Here is a 23687-nt window from a genome sequence, read left to right on the forward strand (position 1 = left end):
CGCGGGGACGGGACGGGGCGACCACCTCGGCGAACACATCACCACACCTGTCCATCGCAGCGTCACCACAGCAAGGAGAACCCAGTGTCGAATTCCTCACCGCGGGTCGTCATCATCGGAGCGGGCATCGTCGGGGCGAACCTCGCCGATGAGCTCGCGCAGTTGGGCTGGACGAACACGCTCGTCATCGAACAGGGGCCGCTGTCCATCCCCGGCGGATCGACCTCGCACGCCCCGGGACTCGTGTTCTCGTCGAATCCGTCGAAGTCGATGACGGAGTTCGCGCAGTACACGATCGCGAAGCTGACGTCGCTGACCGGGCCCGACGGACGGGGATCATTCCTGCCCGTCGGCGGCCTGGAGATCGCGACGACCCCCGAACGGCTCGCCGATCTCGACCGCCGGGCCGGCTGGAACCGCGCGTGGGGCGTCGACGCCGAGGTGGTCGACGCCGACGAGGCGCTGCGGCTCTTCCCGATGCTCAACCGGGACATGGTATTGGGCGGTCTCTTCACCCCCGGCGACGGACTGGCGCTGGCGGCGCGGGGCACACAGCTCGTCATCGAGCGCGCCCAGGCCGCCGGGGTCGAGTTCCGCGACCGCACGGTCGTCACCGACATCGAGCATGCCGGGGGCAAGGTCGCGGCGGTCATCGCCGGCGACGAGCGGATCCCCGCCGACATCGTCGTCTCGTGTGCAGGCTTCTGGGGACCGAAGATCGGGGCGATGGCCGACACTCCCATCCCGCTGCTGCCGCTGGCCCACCAGTTCGCATGGTCGACTGAGGTCCCGAGCCTCGTCGGGAAGAACGAGCTGCCCAACGGTGCGCAGGCACCGATCCTGCGCTACCAGGACGAGGACCTCTACTACCGGGAGTGGGGCGAGCGGATCGGCATCGGCTCGTACGCGCACCGTCCGATGCCCGTCGACCTCGACGAGCTGCCGGCGTACGACCCGGACGAGATCACGTCCGAGCGGATGCCGTCGTCCCTGACCTTCACCCCCGAGGACTTCGAGCGCGAGTGGGAGCTCAGCCGGCAGATCCTCCCGGAGCTGGCGCAGACCGACATCCAGCGCGGGTTCAACGGCATCTTCTCCTTCACCCCCGACGGCGGGTCGCTGGTCGGGGAGTCCCGGAACGTCAACGGATTCTTCGTCGCCGAGGCGGTGTGGGTCACCCACGGGTGCGGCGTCGCGAAGGCCGTCGCCGAGCTCATCGCCCGCGGGTACTCGTCGACGGACCTCAGCGGACTCGACCTCAACCGCTTCGAGGACGTCCAGACGACACCGGAGTACGTCAGCGAGACCTCGCAGCAGAACTTCCGCGAGATCTACGACGTCCTCCACCCGCTCCAGCCCCGGGTCTCACCGCGCGACGTGCGGCTCAGCCCGTTCAACGAGCAGCAGAAGAAGCTCGGGGCGGTGTTCCTCGAGGCCGCGGCGTGGGAGCGCCCGCACTGGTACGAGGCGAACGCCGCGCTGCTCGACGAACTGCCCGAGGAGTGGCGGGCCCCGGAGCGCGAGGCGTGGGCCGACCAGTTCCATTCGCCGATCGCCGCCGTCGAGGCGTGGAAGACGCGGACGAACGTCGCGATGTTCGACATGACCCAGCTCAAGCGCTTCGAGGTCAAGGGTCCCGGAGCCGGCCGGCTGCTCCACGGGCTGACGACCTCGTCGATGCTGCGCAAGCCCGGGGCGGTGAGCTACACGCTGCTCCTCGACGAGGCCGGCGGCATCACCTCGGACATCACGGTGGCGATCCTCGACGAGGAGACCTACCAGGTGGGGGCCAACAGCAACATCGATCTCGCCTACATCTCCCGGGCCGCGCGGCGGCAGACCGAGGAGGACCCGAGCCAGTGGGTGACGGTGCGGGAGACGACGCCGGGCACGTGCTGCATCGGCCTGTGGGGACCGCTCGCCCGCGACGTCATCGCCGCGGTCAGCGACGACGACCTCTCCGATGAGGGGCTCAAGTACTTCCGGACGAAGCCCATCACGATCGCGGGGATCCCGGTCACGGCGATGCGGCTGTCGTATGTCGGGGAGCTCGGCTGGGAGCTCTACACCTCGGCGGATCTCGGGCACCGGCTCTGGGATGTGCTGTGGGAGGCCGGACAGGAGTTCGGGATCATCGCCGCCGGTCGGGAGGCGTTCAACTCGCTGCGGCTGGAGAAGGGCTTCCGCTCCTTCGGCACGGACATGACGAGCGAGCACGAACCCGAGCAGGCCGGTCTCGGCTTCGCCGTCAAAGCGTCGAAGACCGATGACTTCGTCGGGAAGTCGGCGCTCGCGGCCCGTGCCGCGGCGGCGGAGAAGAAGCTCACCTGCCTCACCCTCGACGAGCCGAGCGACATCGTGCTCGGCAAGGAACCCGTCTACGTCGGGCGGTCGGACGGCGACGGTGGTGCGGCGGGTGGCGGTGCTGCGTCGGGGTCGGGTGCGGCCTCGGGCTCAAGTGCGGCCGACGGGTACGTCACCTCGGCGGCGTACGGGTACACGATCGGGAAGGCGATCGCCTACGCGTGGCTGCCGAACACCCTGTCCGTCGGTGATCCCGTCGAGATCGAGTACTTCGGGCGCCGGGTGCCGGCCACCGTCACCGCCGAACCCCTCTACGACCCGGAGATGACGCGCCTGCGCGGGTAGTGCGCGAACCGGCGCGCTCCGCCTGTGAGCGCTCGTTCCACACTTCGCGTGAAAATCGCGTCCTCGGAGACGCGATTTTCACGCGAAGTGTGGAACCAGGGTGCGGGGGCTCCGCGCGGCGGTGTTCTGCGCGCGAAGTGCTGAACGACGGCGCCGAGGTGGTGGAGCGGGACGGGCCGTCACCTCGACGAGCGGGTGCGGAAGGTGAGCACGGCGATGACGGCGCCGACGGCACCGAGGGCGGCAAGACCGGCGCCCATCGTCGTCGACCCGCCCGCACCGGGACCGCCGACAGCGACCAGCACGCCGACGAGGGCCGAAGCGATCGCGTTGGCGATGAGCTCCGCGGTGCCGAGGCCCGCGGCCGCCTTCGAGCCCTCGACGGGGTCGTCGCTGCTGCTCATCGCGGCGACGTTGAGGTGGGGGAAGGCGAGGCCGATGCCGGCTCCGGCGACGACGAGACCCGCCGCCCAGACCCACGCGATCCAGGTGCCGGTGACGTGCTGCGTGACCGCGAAGACGGTGAGACCGGCGGTCACGAGGATCGGCCCGAGCACCATGAAACGGCGGGCGAGGCGGGGGCTGTCGACGCTCGCGCTGACGATCTGGACGAAGCTCCAGCCCACGGAGATGGCCACGCCGAAGACGGCGGCGACGAACGGGGACATCCCGATGAGCTCTTGGCCGAACTTCGGCAGGAAGATCTCGATCATCGCCGCGGAGGAGAGGATGCCGAGGACGAGATAGATCCACTTGAGCGGGTTCCCGCGGCGGTAGGCGAGGTGGGGGAGCACCGACGACGGCGAGCGGCGGTCGATGAGGACGAAGCCGACGACGAGGCCGACGCCGAGGACGAGGGCGACAGAGGTCGGCAGGCCGACGGGGACGACCGCCGCCGCGCTGAAAGCCGAGGCCGCGAGGACGAGCACGGTGAGGGAGGCGTACGGCAGCGGTCCGAAGTCGGGGTGATCTGCGGAGCGGCCGGGCAGGCTGCGCAGGGCCATGACTCCGAGGACGAGCGACATGATCGTCAGCAGCCAGAACGCTCCTCGCCAGAAGTCGAACTGGGCGAACAGTCCGCCGACGGCCGGGCCGACGAGGGTGCCGAAGCCCCACATCGCCGAGACGAGCCCGGTCGCGCGGGTCCACAGCCTGCGGGGGAGGGCGTCACGGATGACCGCGTAGCCGAGACCGGCGAGCAGACCGCCGCCGGCGCCCTGGATGATGCGGGCCCCGACGAGCAGCTCCATCGTCGGTGCGAGGGCCGCGCCGAGCGAACCGACGGAGAAGAGCATGAACGCGAAGAGGTACGCGCGGGCGGCACCCCAGGCTCCCAGTGTGCGGGCGACGAGCATCGAGGTGAGCACGGACGCGACGAGGAAGGCCGTCGTCACCCAGGCGAAGTAGCGTTCGCCGCCGATGTCGGCGATCGCGGAGGGCAGGAGGGCGGCGGTGACGAAGGTGTTCATCGCGTAGACGGCGACACCGCCGGCGAGTACGAGGGAGGCGGTGAGATGGTCAGGGCCGAAGAGTTCGCGCCAGCTGCCGGTCTCGCTCGGCACGCTAGTCGCCGGATCGGGAGTCATCGTCGGGTCGGAGGCGGTTGAGGGCCTGTCGTCGTCTCTCATATCGGCTACGCTAAAACCTCAACCAAAGTTGAGGTCAATGATGGATGTGAAGAATTCTCACGACGTGAAGCCCTCGCCCACCGATCTGCTCTCGGTCGGTGAGGTCGCGAGGCGCGCGGGCGTTGCCGTCTCGGCACTCCACTTCTACGAGCGTCAGGGGCTCATCTCCGCGACGCGGACGTCCGGCGGTCAGCGGCGCTATGCGAGGCACGTCATCCGCAGGGTCTCGGTGATCCAAGTGGCCAAGCGGATGGGCATCCCTCTCGTCGAGGTCGCCGAGGTGTTCTCCGACCTGCCGTCGGACCGGATGCCCGGCAAGGCGGACTGGCGACGGATCAGCGAGCGCTGGCGCGGCAGGCTCGAGGCCAGGCGCAGGGAGATCGAGCGGATGGAGAGCGAACTCGTCGAGTGCATCGGGTGCGGATGCGTGTCGCTGAAGAGCTGTCGCGTGCTCAACCCCGATGACGAACTCGGGACGAGCGGCTCGGGCCCCCGGCTGCTGCCGGAGATCCCGGCGGAGTGAACGGGAGACGGCTCACGCGACTGACACGGTGACGGCTGCGGCCCGGCCCGCCTTTCACTATTGCGACCGACGAACCCGGCCTGCGCGGATCAGGCGGCGACCGCCTCGGCGAGGGTGCGGCGATGCATCGCACGGTGGCCGATGACCGCGGCGACGGCGATGATGACGGCGACGAGGGCGATGCCGATCCACTGGTTGATGAGCAGGGAGGCGGCCCCGGCGAGGGCGCCGATGAGGATGAGCGCGACGGCGAGGCCACGGCGGATCCAGTTCGTGCTGTCGCCGCCGGCGAGCCGAGAGTCTGCGGCGAGACCGACGATCGTCGAGGTGACGACGACGGTCGTGACGTCGGCGATCTTCATCCGCCGTGCCGCGGCGGCCTGCGCGCCCATGAGCGTGGAGAGCGCCGAGGTGAAGATCGTGCCGGCGGCCCCGAGAGCCGGATCGGGAACAACGGCGACGTAGACGGACAGCGCCGCGCAGCCGAGCGCGACGAGCGTGAAGATCAGCGTCGTCCGGTGGTGCCAGGCCTCGCCGCGACGGCCGAGGATCCGTCCGCCGAGTGCCGCGCCGACCATGAAGAAGGCGAGCGCGAGCGCCGGGCGGAGGACGGGCAGGTCGTCGGCGCCGGTGAGCGCCATGCCGAGGATGACGACGTTGCCGGTCATGTTCGCGGTGAAGATCTTGTCGAATCCGAGATAGCCGATCGCGTCGACCATCCCTGTCGAGAAGGTGAGGACGAGGAGCATCGCGAGGTCGAGGCGGCGATTCATTGCGCCCCTTTCGTCGGGAGGGGTCCACGCGCAGGGGCGGGTCCGCCTGCCGGGAGGGGTCCACGCGCGTGCTCTCGCACGCGCGTGGGGGTGAGGGTGAGTCGTACGTGTTGTCGTCTCATTGCTGAGCCGGCACTTGTTCGGCCAGGTCATGGCCGGCCGAGCACGCGGCTCTTTCGACTGGCGCGGTGCCTGCGAGTTGCGCAGTGCCGGGCACAGACGCGGGCCGGCTGGGAACCGGCCCGAAACGGGTCTCCCACGGTGCGGGAGACCCATTGGGTTTGTATACAAAAAGCATAACCGTCGATAGATTGTATGCAAACGGAAGGCCGGAAACGATCTCCCGATTGCCTACGATGGCCTCAAGGCCGAATTCCCGACGCGCCACCGGTTCCACGGAGGAACACCGATATGACCTTTACCGCGCCCGCCGCGTTCACGACCCGCCCGACGCTCGAAGGCCACTTCGGAATGTCGGCATCGACGCATTGGCTCGCGACCGCCTCGGCGCAGGCCGTCCTCGAACGCGGCGGCAACGCCTTCGACGCTGCGGTGGCCGGAGCCTTCGTCCTCCACGTCGTCGAACCCCACCTCAACGGACCCGGCGGTGACATGACGGGGGTGTTCGCCACGGCCGATGACCCGTCCTCCCCACAGATCCTCATGGGCCAGGGCCCGGCTCCGGTGGCTGCGACCATCGAGCACTACCGCGGTGAGGGGCTCGACATGGTCCCCGGAGCGGGTGCCCTCGCCGCTGCCGTGCCCGGCTCCGTCGACGCATGGCTCGCCCTCCTCGAGGACCACGGCACCTGGGAGCTCGCCGAGGTGCTCGCCTACGCGATCGACTACGCCGAGAACGGGCACCCCGTCCTCGCGCGGGTCGCCGGAACCATCGAACGGGTGCAGGAGCTCTTCACCGACCATTGGCCGACCTCGGCGCAGCTGTGGATGCCCGAGGGCCGGATTCCCGAACCCGGAGAGATCATCGTCAACCCGGCCTACGCCGAGGTGCTCCGACGGCTGATCGCCGCCGGTGACAGTGCTGCCCCCGGTGAAGGCGCGGAGGCCCGGGCCGCGCGGGTCCGTGCCGCCCGGACGGAGTGGAAGACCGGATTCGTCGCCGAGGCGATCGCCGAGTTCGTGCGGACCCCGCACCGCCATTCGACCGGCGGTGACCACGCCGGAGTCCTCACAGTCGCTGACATGGCCGGTTTCGACGCAGGATACGAGACGCCGGTGACGATCGACTTCCGGGGATATGAGATCGCGAAGATCGGACCGTGGGGACAGGGACCGGCACTGCTCCAGGCGCTGACGATCCTCGACGGATTCGACGACGACCGCCTCGACCCATCGACGGAGATCGGCGCCCACACGATCCTCGAAGCCCTCAAACTCGCAATGGCCGACCGCGACGCCTACTACGGAGACGCCGCTGTCGACCTCGACTGGCTGCTCAGTGACGAGTATGCCGCGAGCCGCCGCGACCTCATCGCCGACACCGCCTCGGCGGAGTTCCGACCAGGGCCGAACCGGGCCGGCGAGGCTCCGACGTTCACCCCGCCGCTCGTCCCCGAAGGCGCGGACCGGGAGGAGCTCAGCAGAGCGGGAATCGGTGAGCCGACCGTCCAGAAGAACGGAGTCAACAACGGCGACACCTGCCACATCGACGTCGTCGACCGCTGGGGCAACATCATCTCCGCCACGCCGTCGGGAGGGTGGCTGCAGTCGTCGCCGGTCGTGCCCGAACTCGGCTTCTGCCTCGGCACGCGCCTGCAGATGACGTGGCTCGACGCGGACTCGCCGTCGGCGCTGACGCCGGGCAAGCGCCCGCGGACGACCCTGACGCCGACGCTCATCTCGCAGAACGGGCAGCCGATCATCGCGCTCGGCTCCCCGGGCGGCGACCAGCAGGAGCAGTGGCAGCTGCTGATGATCCTCCGCATGCTCGTCGGCGGATACGCGCCCCAAGAGGCGATCGACGCTCCGGCTCTGCACACGACGGCGCTGGCCGGCTCGTTCTGGCCCCGCACCTGGGTGCCGGCGGGCGCCGTCGTCGAGGACCGCCTCGGCGAGGACGTCATCGCAGGACTCATCGAGCGCGGACACGCGGTGACACGGGCCGGCGACTGGGAGCTCGGCCGGCTGTCATGTGTGACCCGCGAACCGACGACGGGCACGCTCGCGGCGGCGGCGAATCCGCGCGGTGCCCAAGGCTACGCGGCGGGGCGATGATGAGCGGCTCGAGTGCCGCCGCCGTCGGTGCGCTGCTGCGTCACGACATCATCGCCGGTGTGCTCCCACCCGGCACGAAGCTGCGGGAGGCGGCGCTCGCCACCCACTACGCGGTGTCTCGCATCCCCATCCGCGAGGCGCTGCGGGCGCTCGAATCCGAAGGGCTCGTCGAATCCCGGCCGTACGTCGGCAGCGTGGTCGCCCCTTCACCGGTCGACGACGCCGAGGACCTCTTCGAGATCCGCAACGTCCTCGAATCCGCGACAGCACGGAAGGCGGCGAAGCGGGCGGCAGCGCAGAGCAGCGGCGGGGCGACCGATGCGCAGTGGCTTCGGGTGCGCAAGGAGATCACGGTGATCCTCGACGACGGTGATGCCGTGATCGCGCAGCAGCGTTTCGACGCGCTCGCCGAACTCAACATGCGCTTCCATTTCGCCATCGCCGAACTCAGTGGAAGCCTGTCACTGACCAGCCTGCTGCGACAGATCTCGGGCAAGATCGAATGGCTGTATTCGCTCAACGTCACCACCCGCGGGTCGCAGGCGTGGTCGGAGCATCGGGGGATCCTCGCCGCCGTCGACGCCGGTCAGGAGGCAACCGCCGCTGACCTCATGTCCATCCACGTCTGCCGGAGCCGTGATGCGTACTTCGCGATGGTGGCCGAGGCCGCCGACCGCTCCCGGGAGAGCCCTGCCGCCGGCAGCTGACTCTCCCGGGAGCGGTCCCGGGCATGCCTCCTCTGCTCACCCCGCCTCGGCGAGCAGGGCGTCGAGCTTGTCATAACCCTCGACGATTCCGGTCTCCATACCGGAGGCGACCATGCCGTCGCGGGACTCGACGGAGTCGAAGATCGCCGTCGAGCTCAGCCGGGTGCGTCCGTCGCCGAGGTCGGTGAGCGTGAGGATCTCGAGGCTCACGGCGTCGGGGAAGCCCTCGTACGTGAAGGTCTGGACGATGCGCTCGTTCTCGCGCACATCGTGGAACGATCCGAAGAATCCGTACTCGCCGTTGTCGTCGGTGGAGACGTAGCTCCAGTTCCCGCCGGTCGTCGGATCCCATGCGCGGATCGTGTTCGTGGTCTCGGCGGGGCCGTTCCACTGCATGAACAGCTCCGGGTCGACGTGCGCCCGGAACACCTTCTCCGGCGGTGCCTGGAAATCGCGGGTGATCGAGACGGTCTGGACGCCCTCGGGCGCCTCGATCCTCGTCGTGCTGAAATCGGTGTCGGTGGTCATGTCATGCTCCTTTGCATCAGTGTCGGTCGGTCGTTTCCTGTGGTGTGGTCGTACTGGAGATCAGCTCGCCGAGGCGGTCCCCGGGTTCGCGTCCTCCCCGTCCTCGTCCGCGGTCATCGCGTCGAGCACCGCGTCGAGGCGCTGGTAGCGCTCCTCGGCTTGGCGCTGGTATCGCTCGATCCATTTCGTCATGAGATCGAAGACGTTGTCCTCGAGGTGGACCGGTCGACGCTGGGCATCGCGGGAGCGCGTGACGAGTCCCGAGTCCTCGAGCACCTTGAGATGCTTCGACACCGCCTGGACGCTCACGTCGTAGGGTTCGGCGAGTTCGCTCACCGTGGCATCGGCCACGCTGAGCCGGGCGACGATGTCCCTGCGAGTGGGGTCCGACAGTGCCGCGAACACCTTCGACAGCTGGTCGGTCACCGCACCTCCTCCGGCTGCAGTCGACGGTGAACAGTTTCTCAACCATTCGGTTGATTGCAACGGTAGGACTGCGCCGGCCTGTTGTCAACCATTTGGTTGAATAAAGGGTTAGCCTTCGTGCGCTGAGGTTCGGAGGCAGCGATGTTGATCCGGGTCGCTGTCTTCGGCAGGCGCGCGGCGAACCACAGCGACACGACTATGGCGAAACCGCTGGCGATCCAGAGCACTGGCTGCACGCCCAGGGACGTGACGCCGATCGCGGCCAATCCGGCTCCCAGCGGCAGAGCGCCCCAGCTGATGACCCGCGACGCCGAGTAGACGCGACCGAGCAGGTTCAGCGGTGTCGTCCGCTGGCGAACGACGGAGACGATGATCCGCCAGACTGTCGACCCGGCGCCCGCGATGATGATTCCGGCGGCGATGACCGGAACGGGGGCGCCGAGCGCAGCCGGGAGGACGAGGCCCGCAGTGCCCACGGTGTCAACGAAGAGGAGGGCGGCAGGAGGCAGCAGTCGTTCAAGCCGCGAGGTCAGCATCGAAGCGACGATGCCGCCACCGGCCATGCTCGCGAGGAGCAGGCCGTACGCTGCCGGCGAGAGGCCGAGGGGGCCGGGTGACACGGCGAAGAGAACGAAGACCGATGTCCAGGCGCCCCACACCACACTCATGGCGGCCGTCAGCACGGTGAGTTCGCGCTGAAGCCGATGGTTCCAGAGGAAGCGCATTCCGCCGAGGACTCCGCGCGGAGGTGTGGTGCTGCCGGCTGATTGCTGTCCGTGATCCTTTCCTGCGTCATCGGCGGTGGAGGCGGCCGGAAGTCGGGAGGGATGATTCGATGCCAGGCGATTGTCGCTGCTGAGCGTGATCGCCAATCCCACCGCGGCTATCGCCGCCAGCGCGTAGAGACCCGACCCGACTGCGGTGGCCGCAAGGCCCGACAGTCCGATGAGGAGCCCGGCGAGCGGGGGTCCTGCGAGCTGGTTGGCGACATTGATCGTCGCCTCGAGCCTGCTGTTGGCCGCGGTGAGCTGCCCCTTATCGACTGTTCGGGGGACGGTGGAGATCAGGGCTGTGTCGACGAGTGTCTCTGCGACGCCGTAGACGAACGCGGCTCCGACTGTGAAGGCGAAGGTCGCGAAGTCGGTGGTGAGCGAGACGGCAAGAGCGGCCAATGCAAGGACTCGTGCGACGTTGACGGTGACGAGCAGCGTTGCCGGAGAGGCTCTGTCGACCAGCCATCCAGCGTGGAGTCCGAAGAGGGGCCAGGCGATCGTCGCTGACACGGTGACCAGTGCGACCTGCCCCGGCGGGGCACCTGCGGCCACGGCGATGAGCGGCAGTGCGGTAACGGTGATTCCGTCACCGAGGTTGGCGGCACCCGAGCCTGCCCAGAGCCATCGAAATGATGCGCGCATTCTAACCACCTAAATCTCGTTTGAAGGTCAAGTCTTCTCCGAACGTCCTAACCAGTCAAGAGTCTGTGAGTGGTAAAGTTGGCGCATGGACTTCGAGCATGTCGGAAACGCCCACTGCTTCGAGCTGGTGAACTCGGTGCCGAACCGCCAGGACGGTGGAGACCGGGACTGGCTGTGCGACGTGGATACCGCCGAGGCATGGGCGCAGACGCTCGGACTGGGGCCGGTGCAGCGATTGACCCGAGACGAGCTGGCCAGCCTGCGGTCGTTGCGCGAGAAGATCCATGCCGTCTTCACGGCGGTCGTGAGCGACGTCGATATCCCTGTGGCTGAACTCAACGCGGTGACCGAGGCTCACGCGGCGGGGCTATCGCGGTACGGCTATGCGCCGACATCCACCGGAATCGCTCGAGCCTGGCCTGATGTCTGGGATGCAGAATCTCTCACCGCGCTTTTCGCTGAATCCGCCATCGAGGAGCTCAACGGTCCTCGGCTCGACCGAGTCAAATCGTGTCCGAACTGCCAGTGGCTCTTCGTCGACACCTCGCGGAACCGAAGTCGACGGTGGTGTTCGATGCGCACGTGCGGGGGGCGCGACAAAGCCCTGCGGCACTACCGGAAGACATCGGGCTGAGCTCGGCCATCATGCGGCGGCGCAGTCGGCTGCGGGACGACGCGCTGGTCGACGATCCGCACCTGCGGTGGCGTCCGCTGACGGATCGTGAACCGGCGCTCAACTGAGCCGACCCGCGGGGACATCGCATCAATTCGCCTCCAGCGCCCGCCGAGCGGGCCGCGGTCGGCTAAGGTCTGCAGAACAGAAGTGACTTGCGCGGCCTGCTGTGACCGATCGGCGGTTCGGCGTCGCGCCCTGCAACAACGACGACGACGTCGGGAAGGACAGTCATGAGCTCTCTGCGACAACAGCTCTTCCGAGTGAAACCGGTGCCGCGCGACAGTGAGGAGGCCGGCAGCGACCTCAAGCGCACGATCGGACTCTTCTCCCTGACGATGATCGGCGTCGGATCGACGATCGGCACGGGCATCTTCTTCATCCTCTCCGAATCGGTGCCCGTCGCCGGTCCCGCCGTCATCTGGTCGTTCGTCATCGCCGGCGTCGTCGCCGGTCTCGCGGTGATCTGCTACGCCGAACTCGCCGGCAGCGTGCCCGTCTCCGGATCGTCGTACTCCTACGCCTACGCCACCCTCGGTGAGCTCCCCGCGATGGGCGTGGCTGCGTGTCTCCTCCTCGAATACGGCGTCGCCGGTGCCGCCGTCGCCGTCGGCTGGTCGCAGTACGTCAATCAGCTGCTCTTCAACCTCTTCGGCTTCCAGATCCCCGATGCGCTCGCCTACGCCCCCGAGGAAGGCGGCATCGTCAACCTTCCCGCGATCCTCCTGCTCGCGATGTGCTGCTTCCTCCTCGTCCGCGGCACCGGCGAATCGGTCGTCGTCAACACGATCATGGTGTGCATCAAGGTCGCCGTTCTCGTCTTCTTCATCGTCGTCGGCCTCACCGGCTGGAACTCCGACAACTTCGCGAACTTCGCCCCCTTCGGCCTCTCCGGAGTCGTCTCCGGTGCCGGCATCATCTTCTTCAGCTACGTCGGCATGGACGCCGTCGCCACGGCCGGCGATGAGACGAAGAACCCGAAGAAGACGATGCCCAAGGCGCTGATCTCCGCGCTGCTCATCATCACCACCGTCTACGTCCTCGTCGCCGTCGCCGCCCTCGGCGCACAGCCGTGGGAGGAGTTCGAGGGGCAGGACGCGGGGCTCTCGGCGATCCTCGAGAACATCGTCGGCTCGACGTGGCCGGGCACCGTCGTCGCCGCGGGTGCTGTCATCTCGATCTTCAGCGTCACCCTCGTCTCGATCTACGGTCAGAGCCGCATCCTCTTCACGATGTCGCGCGACGGGATGATGCCCAAGCTCTTCCAGGACGTCAACCCCCGCACGCTCACCCCGGTCAAGGGCACGATCGTCGTCTCCGTCGTCATCGCCATCCTCGCCGGCTTCATCCCGATCAACTTCCTCGCCGAGATGACGAGCATCGGCACCCTCGTCGCCTTCGTCGTCGTCGCGCTCGCCGTCATCATCCTCCGCGTGCGCGAACCGAACCTCGAACGCGGCTTCAAGGTGCCCTTCTACCCGGTCCTGCCGATCCTCTCGATCCTCGGCTGCCTGTGGATCATCAGCAGCCTGCGCCCGATCACGATCGTCGTGTTCGTCGTGTGGACCGCCGTCATCATCGGCCTCTACCTCGTCTTCGGCCGCAAGAGCTCGGTCCTCGGCAAGCAGATGGCCGCGGCCGACCGCGATGCCGCAGGAGGTCAGCGATGAGCATCGTCGTCGGTGTCGCCCCAGGTCAGGACAATACCTCGGCGGTCGAACTCGGAGTCGTCCTCGCCCGTTCGTACAGCAGGTCGCTGACGCTGGTGTCGGTGAGTTCGACGGCATGGCCGCCGAACCGGGACAAGATCGATCAGGAGTTCCAGTCCTACATCCGCACCGTCGCCGAGGCGTCTCTTGAGGAGGTGCGCCCGCTCGTTCCCGACGACATCAGTACCGACTATGTCGTCCACGCCGCCCGCTCCTCCCGGCGCGGTCTGCTCGAGGTCTGCCGTCGCGTGGGAGCGTACCGGCTCGTCGTCGGCTCGGCCGCCGACGGCAGGGACGGGCGGATCACGCTCGGCTCGGTGACCAACGGCCTCCTCCACAGTGCGGAGCTGCCCGTCGTCCTCGCCCCCATGGGATTCCGCGCCGAGGCGGGGGCCAAGCTCAAGCGGATCACGGCGGCCTACAGTGGGTCGACCACCTCGGCGGAGCTCATCCTCGGTGCCGCGTTCGTGTCCCAGGAAACCGGGGTGCCCTTCCGCATCGCGTCGTTCGCTCCGCGTTCGCGCGTGCTGTCGGCGGCGAGCATCGGGCTCAACGCCGAGGCGGGGATCGTCGACGAGTGGACGAAGGTCGTCCGCCGCGACACCGATGAGATCCTCTGCTCGATCGACCAGCTCCACATCAACCCGGGGGAGACGGAGGTCGCGATCGGCACCGGCCCGAACTGGGCGGCCGCGCTCGAGAGCATCGGCTGGGAGCATCCCGAGGTGATGATGCTCGGGTCCTCGGGGCTCGGCACCCTCAAGCGGGTGTCACTCGGCAGCCACGCGATGCGGATCCTGCAGAACTCCCCGGTCCCCGTCGTCGTCGTTCCCCGCCGTGCCAAGGCCGGCTACATGTCCCAGGCGCGCGACCGCACGGACCTCGGCGGGGAGGGGTAGTCCGGTCCGCGGCGTCAGTATTCGGATTGGTACCAGGCGCGGCGTTCGAGGAGCTCGGCGCGGAATGTCGATGTCAGCAGGCGGGGATCGGGGATGTGCACTCGGGAACCGGGGCCTCTTGGGTGTCCGAGTGCCGCAAGAAGGGTGTCAGCCCGCTGGCTCGGCGCCGACTTCGCACCGAGGTGGCTCTGCAGGTCCTTGATGCGCAACGGGGTGCGACCCGCGGTCGATGCGAAAAATGTCTCATTGATTTCCCCTGCGATCCAGAACAGTGCCGCGAGCAGCGCCGGATCGGAGAACCGGCGCCGGAAGACGGTCGGTTCACGGCGGGCCACCTCGGCGAGGATGCGGAAGGCGACGGTGGCGAACTCCGGGTCGCCGAAGAACTCCTGTGCCGTTGTCGTCACCTGAGGCAGAAGAGGGCGGAGCCGATCGACGACATCGTCCGGGATGCCCGTGGCATCGAAATCCTCGGTCGGCAGCGGGTCGATGGTGAGCGAATCGAGGTTGGCTCTGCCCCCGACGGTCTCTTCGAGAAGGGCGAGTTGCCGTGTCGCGAACTGCTCGTCGGCGACGAAGCGCGCCTGCAGTGCGTCGATGAGTTCCGGCGGCAGATCGACACCGTCCGGCAGCTCGGCGAAGGGGAAGCCGATCGTGTCAGGCTCCGCCCGTCCGGTGACGAGGCTGACGTAGTCGGCACGTCCTGCCTCGATAGCGTTCAAGGCATTCTGCGTGAAGCCGGGATCGACGCCGGAGCGTTCGTTGGCGTACTGGACGAGCGCTGTCAAGGTCGTCGGCATCGACAGCATATATGCGTCATCGGCGACGACCTTGCGGGGATAGAGATCATGGAGGATGCGGTCGGTGAAGCTGCCCGACCAGCGCAGAGGATCGTTGTTGCCGTAGTTCGCCTGGAATTCTAGGAGCAAGTCGGCGTGCCTGAGCTCGTCCCCAGTGAGGTCTGCGGCCCACGGCGAGGCGGCGAAGTCGTCGGCGATCTCCTTGATCTCCTCGGGCGTCCACTCTTTGAGGTCGTACCCGATTCCGCCGGTGGGCATGAGTCTGAGCATCCAGGTCAACATCGCGCGGGTGCCAGGCCAGGTTTCGGTTGCCGGTGCTGGAATGATGGTGTCGCTCATGTCGAGGGCCTCGATGATTCGAGCCCGCGCATCGGCAGGGCTGAGCTCGACCCGGTCGACGTCGATCTCTGGGTTGACGGCGATTCCCGACATCACGGTGTCAAAGGACTCGGGCGTGAGGTAGGCGTCCTCGATGAACGGGGCCCCGCTGCGTTCGATGCCGATGGCGAGCGTGCACGACCGGGCCGCCGTGCTGATCTCGACGACGATCGTCTCTTCGATGAGCACGGGCGAGACGATCGCCGCAGCCCTGCGCGGGGTGACCTCGTCGATGCGTCGGACCCATTCGGGCTCCCGGCGATCGGCCGGTGGCAGCTGCCGTCTGATGCGTCGGCGGAACAGTTCGTCGTCGATCATCTCCGCCCATATGCGCACCAGCGACTCGGTTTCCTGACCGGCAGGGTCGAGCATCGACAAGGCGATGTCCTGGAGCCTGCTCAGGTCGCCGACATCGGGAATTGCCCTGTTGATCCGGTTGGCCTCTCGGAAGTCGAGGTCGGTCCCGGTGTCCTCACCATCGCTGCCGACGATCGCTGCGACCAACGTGCTCGCCAGTTGCAGGAGCGGGACCGGATCGGTCGGATCGGCGGTTGCCTCGGCAACGATGCGGATGAGGTCGAAGTCCGCGGGGCCGTGGGGTCCAGGAGGTCGGGCCATGCCCACACGCTACGCGATCGGGGCGGGCAGATGCGAGACTTCGGGGGGACCGGCTCGCGTCCGGGTGACCTGCGAATTGGTGCTCCGGTTCGGCGTGAGGGGACAAGGGAATCAGCCGAGCACCGATCTGGGGAGTCGATGCACGGTGACGGCTCCTTTCGGAGTCATCGGGTGCAGAGGGTCGGGCGCGGTGGATCCGGTCGGACCGCCGAGTTCGGAATCGGCCAACGCGCTCATGACCACGTAGGCATCGGCTGACGACCAGCCATGGTCTCCGACGAGGAAGTCGAACATGTCCTCGTAGCCGCGGGCGATCGATTCCTGCACCGGGTCGCCGAGTCCCACGAAGATCCACTCATCGGTGGTCTCGATCCGTGGCGCGCGCAGATTCGTCATCGTCGACCCTTGGTGGTCTCTGGCGCGCAGGAGATCGATGGAGACGATGGCCGTGCCCTGCGCCTCGATCGCCACGAATGAGGATTCTCCCCGGGCCATGAGCGCATGAATGTCGCCGATGCTCAGCAGGGCGCCGGGAACTTCGACCGGCAGGTAGACCGTCGAGCCCGGCTTGGCATCCGTGAGGTCCATGTTCCCGCCGAATCCGTAGCTGGGCATGATCGTCGAGCCTGTCCCGACCGCCGGTGCGGTTCCAATGCACCCGATCATCGGCTCGACGGGCGCCGTGAGCGAATCCGTGAGCACCACCTCGGCGCCGTTGATCGGTATCCGGTACGCTCTGGTCTCGCCTCCCATCCTGTTCGCAAGGGCGCCCGTCCCCGGCAGGTAGACCGACCACCCGTAGTCACCGAGGTCGATCCGGTGGATGGTCACGGCGAGCGTATCGCCGGGTTCGGCATCCTCGACGAAGACCGGCCCGGTCACCGGGTTGATCGGTGCCGTGACCGCCTCCAGGCTGCCGCGCTCATGGATCTGCGCATAGGCCGCGTCGTCGGTTTCGAATCCGATCGTCTCCGAGGTGCCCGGACGGATGGTCAGAGCAGGCTCGGCCTGGGCGTCGAATGCCGGTTTTCCGAAGGATCTGTCCAGGAGATGGGTTGGTGAGTCGGGCATGGTCACTCAGCCTCCTTGTGAAAGCGATGTTGGGAAGGGTGCTGAGATCCCGGCACCCTTCTTGCGATAGATGAAGAATACGATGGCGCCAAGAATGAGCCATGCCAGGCCGTCGATCAGCACGAAGCCATGCATCAAGGTGCCCTCCGAGATCACCGGGCTATCTCCACACTCAGTGATCCGGGGCCGTGCCGATCGTCGGCACAGCCCCGGATCACGTAAGCGCGACGTCAGTCGGTCTCGGGCTGCTGCGTCCCGCCGAATCCCTCGTCCTCGCTCTCCTCGAGGCGTCGACGGTCCTGCCCGTCGCCGAGGCCGTCGCCCTCGGGTCGGCCCGCCTGCTGTCCGTCGAGGCCGCCGACGCCGCCGCGGTCGCCCTGCGGCTGCCCGCCGGTGTCCTGCTCGCCGAACTCGGACTGGCTGCCCGGACCCGGATGGCCCTGCTGTGACTCCTGCGGATCCTGTCCCTGCTCGGAGTTGAAGCCGCCGTTGCCGAAGTTCTCCGATGTCATGTCCCACTCCTTCTCTGGTGTCGAACCGTCGCACTGTGCGACATGTTCGTCAGTCTTGGCCGTCTCCTCCAATTCGGCAAGGAGGTTTGTGCAATACTCATCGAACTCTGAGTTTGCGGACACGCAGGACTCCGCGCCCGCGACCATGACCTGGCACCATGGGAGGTCAAGCGACCATCGTTCGCCCGGCGGCGCCTGTCGCGGCCGCCCGAGAACAGGAGCCACCCATGACTACCAGACGCCTCCCGCTCGACGGTGTGCGAGTCCTCGAACTCGGCAACTACATCGCCGCGCCGACCGCCGGGCGCATGCTCGCCGACTTCGGCGCCGAGGTCATCAAGGTCGAACGTCCCGGCACCGGTGACGAACTGCGCAACTGGCGGCTGGCGGCCGGCACGACGTCGATGCTCTACCGCACGATCAACCGCAACAAGAAGTCCGTCACCCTCGATCTCCGCACCGAGGCAGGGCGGGAGGCCGTGCTCGAACTCGTCCGCCGCAGCGACATCGTCCTCGAGAACTTCCGACCCGGCACCCTGGAGAAGTGGGGGATCGGCCCCGACGTCCTCGAAGAGGTCAACCCCGAACTCATCCTCGTGCGCATCTCCGCATTCGGTCAGACCGGCCCGCTGTCGGCCCGACCCGGCTTCGCCGCCGTCGCCGAGGGATACTCCGGCTTCCGCGAACTCGTCGGCGACCCCGATCGCCCGCCCGTGCGCGTGGGCGTCTCGATCGGCGATTCGATCGCGGGCATGCAGGCGGCCTTCGGCGCCGTGATGATGCTCTTCGACCGTCAGCAGCAGAGGATCCACGGAGCCGCCGAGGCGGTCGTCGGATCCGAGACCGGCTTCGAAGGAGAGGGCCCGCTGGCCGACCGCACGGTCGACGTCGCGCTCAACGAGGCGATGTTCTCCGTCATGGAGTCCCTCGTGCCCGACTACTCCGCCTTCGGCGAGGTGAGGACCCGCACCGGCGGTCGCATGGAGGGCATCGCACCGTCGAACGGCTACCTCTGCGCCGGTGGGAAGTCCGTCGTCATCGCCGGCAACGGCGACGGCATCTTCACCCGCCTCATGGCCGCGATCGACCGCCCCGACCTCGGTGCTGACCCCGACCTGCAGACCAACGCCGGACGGTGGGCCAGACGCGACGAACTCGACGAGGCGATCGGCGCCTGGTGCGCGACCCGCGAGGTCGACGACGTCGTCGCCGTCCTCGACGCCGCCGGGGTGCCCGCGGGGCCGATCTACACGGCCGAGGACCTCGTCGCCGACGACCAGCTGCGCGCCCGCGGAATGATCCAGCACCTCGACGTCTCCACCGGCGAGGAGACGCTGACCGACGTCGCCTTCCCCGGGATCACCCCGGTCATCGGCACCGCCTCGCTGCCGATCGATCACCTCGGCCCCGACCTCGGCGAACACACCGATGAAGTCCTCGCCTGGCTCGGACTGAACCGCCCGGACGACGACGGCGGCGGCACCACCGAACAGACGGACGCGGATTGAGCCCATGGCCGCGCTGCGCTACGCCATCAACGTCACCATCGACGGCTGCGTCGACCACCGCGAGGGTGTCGTCGACGAGGAGCTCCACCGCCATCACGCCGAGAACCTCCTCCGCGCCGACGGCCTCCTCTTCGGCCGGACCACCTACGAGATGATGGAAGCGGCCTGGCGGAACCCCGCACCCGAGATCGCCGACGACCCCTTCGTCCAGGCGATCAACGCCGCGCAGAAGTTCGTCGTCTCCCGCACCCGCACCGAGGTCGGCTGGAACTCGCAGCTGATCACCGGTGACCTGAGGACGGAGATCGAACGCCTCAAGGCCGACTCGACCGACGGCATCGCCGTCGGCGGCGTGACCCTGCCGGCCGCGCTGGCCCAGCTGGGCCTCATCGACGAGTACCAGTTCGTCATCCACCCCCGCGTCGCCGGACACGGACCCTACCTCTTCGCGGGTCTCGAGCCGCGACTCGACCTCGACCTCATCGGACGGTCCGAACTCGGGTCCGGCGTCGTCGTCCTCGACTACCGACCCCGACACTGAGCGAGGCCGACCGACCCAGTCGCTGAGCGCCGGGTCCATTCCCGAAGAACGGGAACTGCGACGATGAGTTTCCCGTTCGCTCTCACATAGCGACCGCTGCGTCTTCCCCGTGTGCGCAGGGCTATGGTAATCCTGACAACAGCACGCGACGAGGCGTGCAGCACCAGGCATTCCGGCCGGCCGTCCCGCTGACCGGGAGCCACCCCGAAGGAGTCTCATGGTTCGGCCGACCGCGGTCCACATCCTCGATACGACGCTGCGCGACGGCCTCCAGATCGAGTCGACCATCGTGCCCACCGACGTCAAGGTCGAACTCGCCGAACGGCTCATCGCCGCAGGCCTCACCCAGCTCGAAGTCGGCTCCTTCGTCAACCCGAAGAAGGTCCCGCAGATGGCCGACACCGACGACGTGCTGCGCCGCCTCCAACCCTATGAGGACCAGGGCGTCGAGCTCTTCACCCTCGTCTTCAACCTCAAGGGCGCCCAGCGGGCCGTCGACGCCGGGGCGAAGAACATCAAACTCGTCGTCTCCGCCTCGGAGGGCCATTCGCAGGCGAACTCCGACGCCCCGATCGCGCAGGCCACCGAACGCCTGCTCGCCGCCGCCGACTACGCCACCGAACACGGACTCCGCTGGGACATCACGACGGCCGTGAGCTTCATCTGCCCCTTCGACGGCATCACCGACTCAGGCCGCCTCGTCGAGGTCCTCCGCCCCTTCGTCGACGCCGGCGCACACAGCATCGGGGTCGCCGACACCATCGGCAACGCCAACCCCTCGCTCGTGGCCGCGAACACCTCGGCGGTCATGGAGGCCTTCCCCGGCAAGCCGGTCAGCCTCCACCTCCACGACACGTACAACTTCGGCATGGCCAACGTCATCACCGCCCTCGACCTCGGCATCGAGAACTTCGACGCCGCGATGGGCGGCCTCGGCGGATGCCCGTTCGCCCCCGGCGCCGCCGGCAACATCGGCACCGACGACCTCGTCCACCTGCTCCACCGCGAAGGGGTCGCCACCGGCATCGACGTCGACGCGCTCGCCCAGGTCCGCGCGCCGCTGACCGCGGCCGTCGGCCACGACCTCACCTCGAGCCTGTCCCAGATCCCCGCGGTTCCCGCGAGCCTGACGAGCTGATCGGGGCCGGACCATGAGCGCAGAGGACACGACCACGAGCACCGAACCGCTGCCGCTCGAGGGCATCCGCGTCATCGAGTTCTCCCACATGGTCATGGGGCCGAGCTGCGGGATGATCCTCGCCGACCTCGGCGCCGAGGTCATCAAGATCGAACCTCGCGGAGGCGGCGACAAGACCCGCTACCTGCCGGGTTCGGGCTCGGGGCTCTTCCCCGCGTTCAACCGCAACAAGCGCAGCGTCCAACTCGACATCGCCGAGGCGGTCGACCGCGACATCGCCCTCACCCTCATCGACTCCGCCGACGTCGTCCTCGAGAACTTCCGCGTCGGACGGATGGAGTCCCTCGGCTTCGGCTACGAGGAGCTCGCCGCGCGCAATCCGCGCCTCATCTACTGCTCGCTCAAGGGCTTCCTCACCGGTCCCTACGGTGAGCGGACCGCCCTCGACGAAGTCGTCCAGATGCTCGGCGGTCTCGCCTTCATGACCGGACCGCCCGGCCAGCCCCTGCGCGCGGGGGCGAGCGTCAACGACATCATGGGCGGCATGTTCGGGGTCATCGGGATCCTCTCGGCGCTGCGAGTCCGGGAGCGGACCGGCCACGGGCAGGTCGTCAACTCCGCGCTCTTCGAGAACAACGCGTTCCTCGTCGGCACCCACATGGCCCAAGCGCAGCTGAGCGACGAACCGCTGCGTCCGATGCCCACCCGGCGGGCGACCTGGGCGGTCTACGACATCTTCCGCGACCGGGACGACAACCAGGTGTTCGTCGCCGCCGTCAGCGACGGACAGTGGCGCGACCTCTGCGACGAATTCGGACTCACCGAACTCGCCGATGACCCCGCCCTGGCCGACAATCAGGGGCGCGTCGACAACCGCGACCGGATCCACCGCGTCCTCCAGGCCGCGCTGTCCCACCTCAGCCTCGGCGAGATCGTCGAGAAGTGCACACGGCGCGGCCTCCCGGTCGCTCCCGTCAATACGCCCGCCGACCTCACCGCCGACCCCCACCTCGTCGCCTCCGGGGCGCTCGCGGCGACGGCGCTGCCGACCGGAGAGCTCGTCGACGTGCCGCTGCTGCCGCTGACCTTCGACGGTGCGCATCTGCCCAAGCGCAGCGACGTGCCCGCCCCGGGAGAGCACAACGGGATCTACCGCGACGGAGAGCCGGAGACGGCACCCAACCGCGATGACGACGCACTCGACCGCGAGGACGACGCACCCGACCGCACCGAGGAGAGGGTGCAGTCGCCATGAGTGATGCGGTCACGGACTCGGACAGAAGCAGGAAGGACACTGCAGGCGACTGCAGCCGGTGAAGGAGTGGCAATGCGATCAATGGAGATCACACGTCGGACAGTGATGAGGGGCGGCGCGGCGACCGCCTCGGCGACGAAGCGGGGGAGGAGACGCGGGCTGGGGATCGGTGCCGCGGTGGCGACGACGGCGCTCGTCCTCTCGGGGTGCCAGGGCAAGGCGCAGCCGCCCGGTGAGAGCGGGGACTACCCGAGCGGCCCGGTGACGGTGACGGCCCCGGCCGAACCCGGCTCGGGATGGGACACGACCGCGCGCGCCGTCGTCGAGGCGCTGCAGCGCGACGAACTCGTCACCTCGCCGCTGCCGGTGCAGAACCGGCCGGGCGGCACGGGCTGTTCGTGGCTGACGACGATGATGCAGCAGGACAAGGGCAAGGACGACCAGATCGCCATCACGTCACTGGCGAGCCAGACGATGAAGGCGCGGGGACTGTGCGAGTACGGCCCCGAGGATGCCACCCTCATCGCCACCCTCTACGTCGAGGACTTCATGGTCGTCGGCCCGAAGGACGGCGACATCCAGAACCTCGAGGACCTCGTCGCCGCGCTCAAGGACGACCCGCAGAAGGTCACCGTCGCCGCGGCCGGTGACGACACGCTGCCGTTCGCGCTCTTCGCCCAGGCCGCCGGGGTCGAGCCCGCCGACGTCAACTTCGTCAACTACGACGGCGGCGGCGAGCAGACGACGGCGATGCTCAACGGCGATGCGAAGGTCGCGATCGCCGGGCTCAGCGAGTTCCGGTCCGTGCTCGAAGCCGGCGACATCGTCCCTCTCGTCACGTTCGCGCAGCAGCCGCTGGCGGCTCCCTTCGACACGGTGCCGACGGCGATAGACTCCGGGTACGACGTCACCCTCGGCAATTGGCGCGGGGTCTACGGTCCCGCGGACATGCCGCAGGCGGCCGTCGACTACTGGGCGTCGACGCTCGAGGAGATGAGCACGTCACCGACGTGGGAGGACACCGTCAAGAAGAACCAGTGGGCACCGGAGTTCAAGACCGGCGAGGACGCGCAGGCCTACGTCAAGGAGGCCGCGACCACCGTCGACGAGGGTGTCAAAGCCACCGGCATCGGTTCGGAGAAATGACCGCGACGAGGCGTGACCTCGTCACCGGGGTCGTCGTCGCCGTCATCGGCGTCATCTACTACATCGCGACGTTCTCCATCCAGGAGACGACCGACATCGTCACGCCGCGGACGTTCCCGGCGATCGTCGGGGCAGGGCTGATCATCCTCGGTCTCTTCCTCGCCGGTCAGGCCCTGTGGCAGGGGAGGACCGCGTCCGCGGACGCGGCGGCTGCTGACGCTGTGCCTCGAGACGCGACGCCTGCAGCAGCAGAGCCCGGCGACACGGCGCCCGAAACCGCCTCGGGTGTCGTCCTCCCCGCGCCCGAGGACCCGCCGGCCCGCCGGGTCGTGCTCCAGTTCGCGCTCTTCTTCGTCTACCTCGCGATCGTCATTCCCGTCGGCTTCCTCCTCTCGACGGCGGCCTTCCTCATGGCGGTGACGAGCCTCTACGCCCCGGAGAAGTGGATCCGCAACCTCCTCTACTCGGTGCTGTTCTCCGTCATCATCTACGTCGCCTTCGTCTACGGGCTGCAGGTCTACCTGCCCGTGGGAATCCTCGGGTAGAGGTAGGCAC

General features: G+C 68.2%; 22 protein-coding genes. 13 read left to right on the forward strand and 9 right to left on the reverse strand.

What is annotated here, in order from left to right; translation table 11 throughout:
* Positions 1-84: 84 nt before the first annotated feature.
* A complete protein-coding gene (locus ABD154_RS03780) occupies positions 85-2649 on the forward strand; it encodes a GcvT family protein (protein WP_344250151.1) in 2565 nt (854 codons plus the stop codon).
* A gap of 179 nt (positions 2650-2828) precedes the next feature.
* Here ABD154_RS03780 and ABD154_RS03785 read toward each other — a convergent pair whose 3' ends face one another.
* On the reverse strand, positions 2829-4277 hold the full coding sequence (locus tag ABD154_RS03785) for an MFS transporter (RefSeq protein ID WP_211978403.1): 1449 nt from the start codon (positions 4275-4277) through the stop codon (positions 2829-2831).
* Between the two features lie 46 nt (positions 4278-4323).
* Here ABD154_RS03785 and soxR point away from each other — a divergent pair, with 46 nt between their 5' ends.
* Positions 4324-4800 (forward strand): redox-sensitive transcriptional activator SoxR, encoded by a 477-nt coding sequence (gene soxR / locus ABD154_RS03790; protein WP_376872613.1) that lies wholly within the window; start codon positions 4324-4326, stop codon positions 4798-4800.
* Positions 4801-4889: 89 nt separating this feature from the next.
* Here soxR and ABD154_RS03795 read toward each other — a convergent pair whose 3' ends face one another.
* Positions 4890-5573 carry a YoaK family protein gene (locus ABD154_RS03795; RefSeq protein ID WP_211978401.1) on the reverse strand — a complete coding sequence of 228 codons (684 nt, stop codon included), beginning with the start codon at positions 5571-5573 and terminating at the stop codon, positions 4890-4892.
* Positions 5574-5984: 411 nt separating this feature from the next.
* On the opposite strand from ABD154_RS03795, the gene ABD154_RS03800 reads away from it, so the two are divergent.
* On the forward strand, positions 5985-7808 hold the full coding sequence (locus ABD154_RS03800) for a gamma-glutamyltransferase family protein (RefSeq protein WP_344250155.1): 1824 nt from the start codon (positions 5985-5987) through the stop codon (positions 7806-7808).
* Positions 7808-8515: a GntR family transcriptional regulator gene (locus ABD154_RS03805; RefSeq protein WP_211978399.1), complete on the forward strand. Its 708-nt coding sequence runs from the start codon at positions 7808-7810 to the stop codon at positions 8513-8515. The genes ABD154_RS03800 and ABD154_RS03805 overlap by 1 nt, the downstream gene beginning before the upstream one ends.
* Positions 8516-8551: 36 nt before the next feature.
* Here ABD154_RS03805 and ABD154_RS03810 read toward each other — a convergent pair whose 3' ends face one another.
* Genes ABD154_RS03810 through ABD154_RS03820 form a run of 3 tightly spaced genes read right to left on the reverse strand, consistent with a single transcriptional unit; the run spans position 8552 to position 10884 of the window.
* Complete coding sequence (locus ABD154_RS03810; protein ID WP_211978398.1) at positions 8552-9043, reverse strand: SRPBCC family protein; 492 nt, start codon at positions 9041-9043, stop codon at positions 8552-8554.
* A 60-nt stretch (positions 9044-9103) separates the two neighbouring features.
* Entirely contained in the window at positions 9104-9469 is a 366-nt protein-coding gene (locus tag ABD154_RS03815) for an ArsR/SmtB family transcription factor (protein ID WP_211978397.1), read from the reverse strand.
* Between the two features lie 38 nt (positions 9470-9507).
* Entirely contained in the window at positions 9508-10884 is a 1377-nt protein-coding gene (locus ABD154_RS03820; RefSeq protein WP_211978396.1) for an MFS transporter, read from the reverse strand.
* Between the two features lie 85 nt (positions 10885-10969).
* Between ABD154_RS03820 and ABD154_RS03825 the strand changes: the two genes are divergently transcribed.
* The 3 genes from ABD154_RS03825 to ABD154_RS03835 all read left to right on the forward strand — a co-directional run bounded on the left by ABD154_RS03825 (position 10970) and on the right by ABD154_RS03835 (position 14165).
* The gene (locus tag ABD154_RS03825) at positions 10970-11518 is read left to right on the forward strand and encodes a CGNR zinc finger domain-containing protein (protein WP_198500235.1); all 549 of its coding nucleotides are present in this window, start codon (positions 10970-10972) and stop codon (positions 11516-11518) included.
* Between the two features lie 272 nt (positions 11519-11790).
* Positions 11791-13227 carry an APC family permease gene (locus ABD154_RS03830; protein WP_198500236.1) on the forward strand — a complete coding sequence of 479 codons (1437 nt, stop codon included), beginning with the start codon at positions 11791-11793 and terminating at the stop codon, positions 13225-13227.
* Positions 13224-14165, forward strand: a complete 942-nt coding sequence (locus ABD154_RS03835; RefSeq protein WP_198500237.1) for a universal stress protein — start codon at positions 13224-13226, stop codon at positions 14163-14165. Before ABD154_RS03830 ends, ABD154_RS03835 begins: the two co-directional genes overlap by 4 nt.
* Positions 14166-14179: 14 nt before the next feature.
* Here ABD154_RS03835 and ABD154_RS03840 read toward each other — a convergent pair whose 3' ends face one another.
* The 4 genes from ABD154_RS03840 to ABD154_RS03855 form a co-directional block, all read right to left on the reverse strand.
* Entirely contained in the window at positions 14180-15961 is a 1782-nt protein-coding gene (locus tag ABD154_RS03840; protein WP_198500238.1) for a hypothetical protein, read from the reverse strand.
* Between the two features lie 111 nt (positions 15962-16072).
* Entirely contained in the window at positions 16073-17032 is a 960-nt protein-coding gene (locus ABD154_RS03845; RefSeq protein WP_198500239.1) for an acetamidase/formamidase family protein, read from the reverse strand.
* Positions 17033-17038: 6 nt separating this feature from the next.
* The gene (locus tag ABD154_RS03850; RefSeq protein ID WP_198500240.1) at positions 17039-17188 is read right to left on the reverse strand and encodes a hypothetical protein; all 150 of its coding nucleotides are present in this window, start codon (positions 17186-17188) and stop codon (positions 17039-17041) included.
* 74 nt (positions 17189-17262) lie between these two features.
* The gene (locus tag ABD154_RS03855) at positions 17263-17544 is read right to left on the reverse strand and encodes a hypothetical protein (protein ID WP_137826198.1); all 282 of its coding nucleotides are present in this window, start codon (positions 17542-17544) and stop codon (positions 17263-17265) included.
* A 227-nt stretch (positions 17545-17771) separates the two neighbouring features.
* Here ABD154_RS03855 and ABD154_RS03860 point away from each other — a divergent pair, with 227 nt between their 5' ends.
* The 6 genes from ABD154_RS03860 to ABD154_RS03885 all read left to right on the forward strand — a co-directional run bounded on the left by ABD154_RS03860 (position 17772) and on the right by ABD154_RS03885 (position 23677).
* Entirely contained in the window at positions 17772-19052 is a 1281-nt protein-coding gene (locus ABD154_RS03860; protein WP_198500241.1) for a CaiB/BaiF CoA transferase family protein, read from the forward strand.
* Positions 19053-19056: 4 nt separating this feature from the next.
* Positions 19057-19593, forward strand: a complete 537-nt coding sequence (locus ABD154_RS03865) for a dihydrofolate reductase family protein (RefSeq protein ID WP_344250166.1) — start codon at positions 19057-19059, stop codon at positions 19591-19593.
* A 217-nt stretch (positions 19594-19810) separates the two neighbouring features.
* Positions 19811-20731 (forward strand): hydroxymethylglutaryl-CoA lyase, encoded by a 921-nt coding sequence (locus tag ABD154_RS03870; protein ID WP_344250168.1) that lies wholly within the window; start codon positions 19811-19813, stop codon positions 20729-20731.
* Between the two features lie 13 nt (positions 20732-20744).
* Positions 20745-21986: a CaiB/BaiF CoA transferase family protein gene (locus ABD154_RS03875; protein ID WP_344250170.1), complete on the forward strand. Its 1242-nt coding sequence runs from the start codon at positions 20745-20747 to the stop codon at positions 21984-21986.
* Positions 21987-22067: 81 nt separating this feature from the next.
* Positions 22068-23132 (forward strand): Bug family tripartite tricarboxylate transporter substrate binding protein, encoded by a 1065-nt coding sequence (locus tag ABD154_RS03880; protein ID WP_344250172.1) that lies wholly within the window; start codon positions 22068-22070, stop codon positions 23130-23132.
* On the forward strand, positions 23129-23677 hold the full coding sequence (locus tag ABD154_RS03885; RefSeq protein ID WP_344250174.1) for a tripartite tricarboxylate transporter TctB family protein: 549 nt from the start codon (positions 23129-23131) through the stop codon (positions 23675-23677). The genes ABD154_RS03880 and ABD154_RS03885 overlap by 4 nt, the downstream gene beginning before the upstream one ends.
* The last annotated feature ends 10 nt before the right edge of the window (positions 23678-23687 follow it).

The organism is Brevibacterium sanguinis (genome assembly GCF_039528855.1).
In the GTDB taxonomy this organism is placed as follows: domain Bacteria; phylum Actinomycetota; class Actinomycetes; order Actinomycetales; family Brevibacteriaceae; genus Brevibacterium; species Brevibacterium sanguinis.

Excerpts from the sequence above, each read along its gene's own strand:
- ABD154_RS03785 (WP_211978403.1), bottom strand. The coding sequence starts at position 4,277 with ATGAGAGACGACGACAGGCCCTCAACCGCCTCCGACCCGACGATGACT.
- ABD154_RS03795 (WP_211978401.1), bottom strand. The coding sequence starts at position 5,573 with ATGAATCGCCGCCTCGACCTCGCGATGCTCCTCGTCCTCACCTTCTCG.
- ABD154_RS03800 (WP_344250155.1), top strand. The coding sequence starts at position 5,985 with ATGACCTTTACCGCGCCCGCCGCGTTCACGACCCGCCCGACGCTCGAA.
- ABD154_RS03805 (WP_211978399.1), top strand. The coding sequence starts at position 7,808 with ATGAGCGGCTCGAGTGCCGCCGCCGTCGGTGCGCTGCTGCGTCACGAC.
- ABD154_RS03810 (WP_211978398.1), bottom strand. The coding sequence starts at position 9,043 with ATGACCACCGACACCGATTTCAGCACGACGAGGATCGAGGCGCCCGAG.
- ABD154_RS03820 (WP_211978396.1), bottom strand. The coding sequence starts at position 10,884 with ATGCGCGCATCATTTCGATGGCTCTGGGCAGGCTCGGGTGCCGCCAAC.
- ABD154_RS03825 (WP_198500235.1), top strand. The coding sequence starts at position 10,970 with ATGGACTTCGAGCATGTCGGAAACGCCCACTGCTTCGAGCTGGTGAAC.
- ABD154_RS03830 (WP_198500236.1), top strand. The coding sequence starts at position 11,791 with ATGAGCTCTCTGCGACAACAGCTCTTCCGAGTGAAACCGGTGCCGCGC.
- ABD154_RS03835 (WP_198500237.1), top strand. The coding sequence starts at position 13,224 with ATGAGCATCGTCGTCGGTGTCGCCCCAGGTCAGGACAATACCTCGGCG.
- ABD154_RS03840 (WP_198500238.1), bottom strand. The coding sequence starts at position 15,961 with ATGGCCCGACCTCCTGGACCCCACGGCCCCGCGGACTTCGACCTCATC.
- ABD154_RS03845 (WP_198500239.1), bottom strand. The coding sequence starts at position 17,032 with ATGCCCGACTCACCAACCCATCTCCTGGACAGATCCTTCGGAAAACCG.
- ABD154_RS03855 (WP_137826198.1), bottom strand. The coding sequence starts at position 17,544 with ATGACATCGGAGAACTTCGGCAACGGCGGCTTCAACTCCGAGCAGGGA.
- ABD154_RS03860 (WP_198500241.1), top strand. The coding sequence starts at position 17,772 with ATGACTACCAGACGCCTCCCGCTCGACGGTGTGCGAGTCCTCGAACTC.
- ABD154_RS03865 (WP_344250166.1), top strand. The coding sequence starts at position 19,057 with ATGGCCGCGCTGCGCTACGCCATCAACGTCACCATCGACGGCTGCGTC.
- ABD154_RS03870 (WP_344250168.1), top strand. The coding sequence starts at position 19,811 with ATGGTTCGGCCGACCGCGGTCCACATCCTCGATACGACGCTGCGCGAC.
- ABD154_RS03875 (WP_344250170.1), top strand. The coding sequence starts at position 20,745 with ATGAGCGCAGAGGACACGACCACGAGCACCGAACCGCTGCCGCTCGAG.
- ABD154_RS03880 (WP_344250172.1), top strand. The coding sequence starts at position 22,068 with ATGGAGATCACACGTCGGACAGTGATGAGGGGCGGCGCGGCGACCGCC.
- ABD154_RS03885 (WP_344250174.1), top strand. The coding sequence starts at position 23,129 with ATGACCGCGACGAGGCGTGACCTCGTCACCGGGGTCGTCGTCGCCGTC.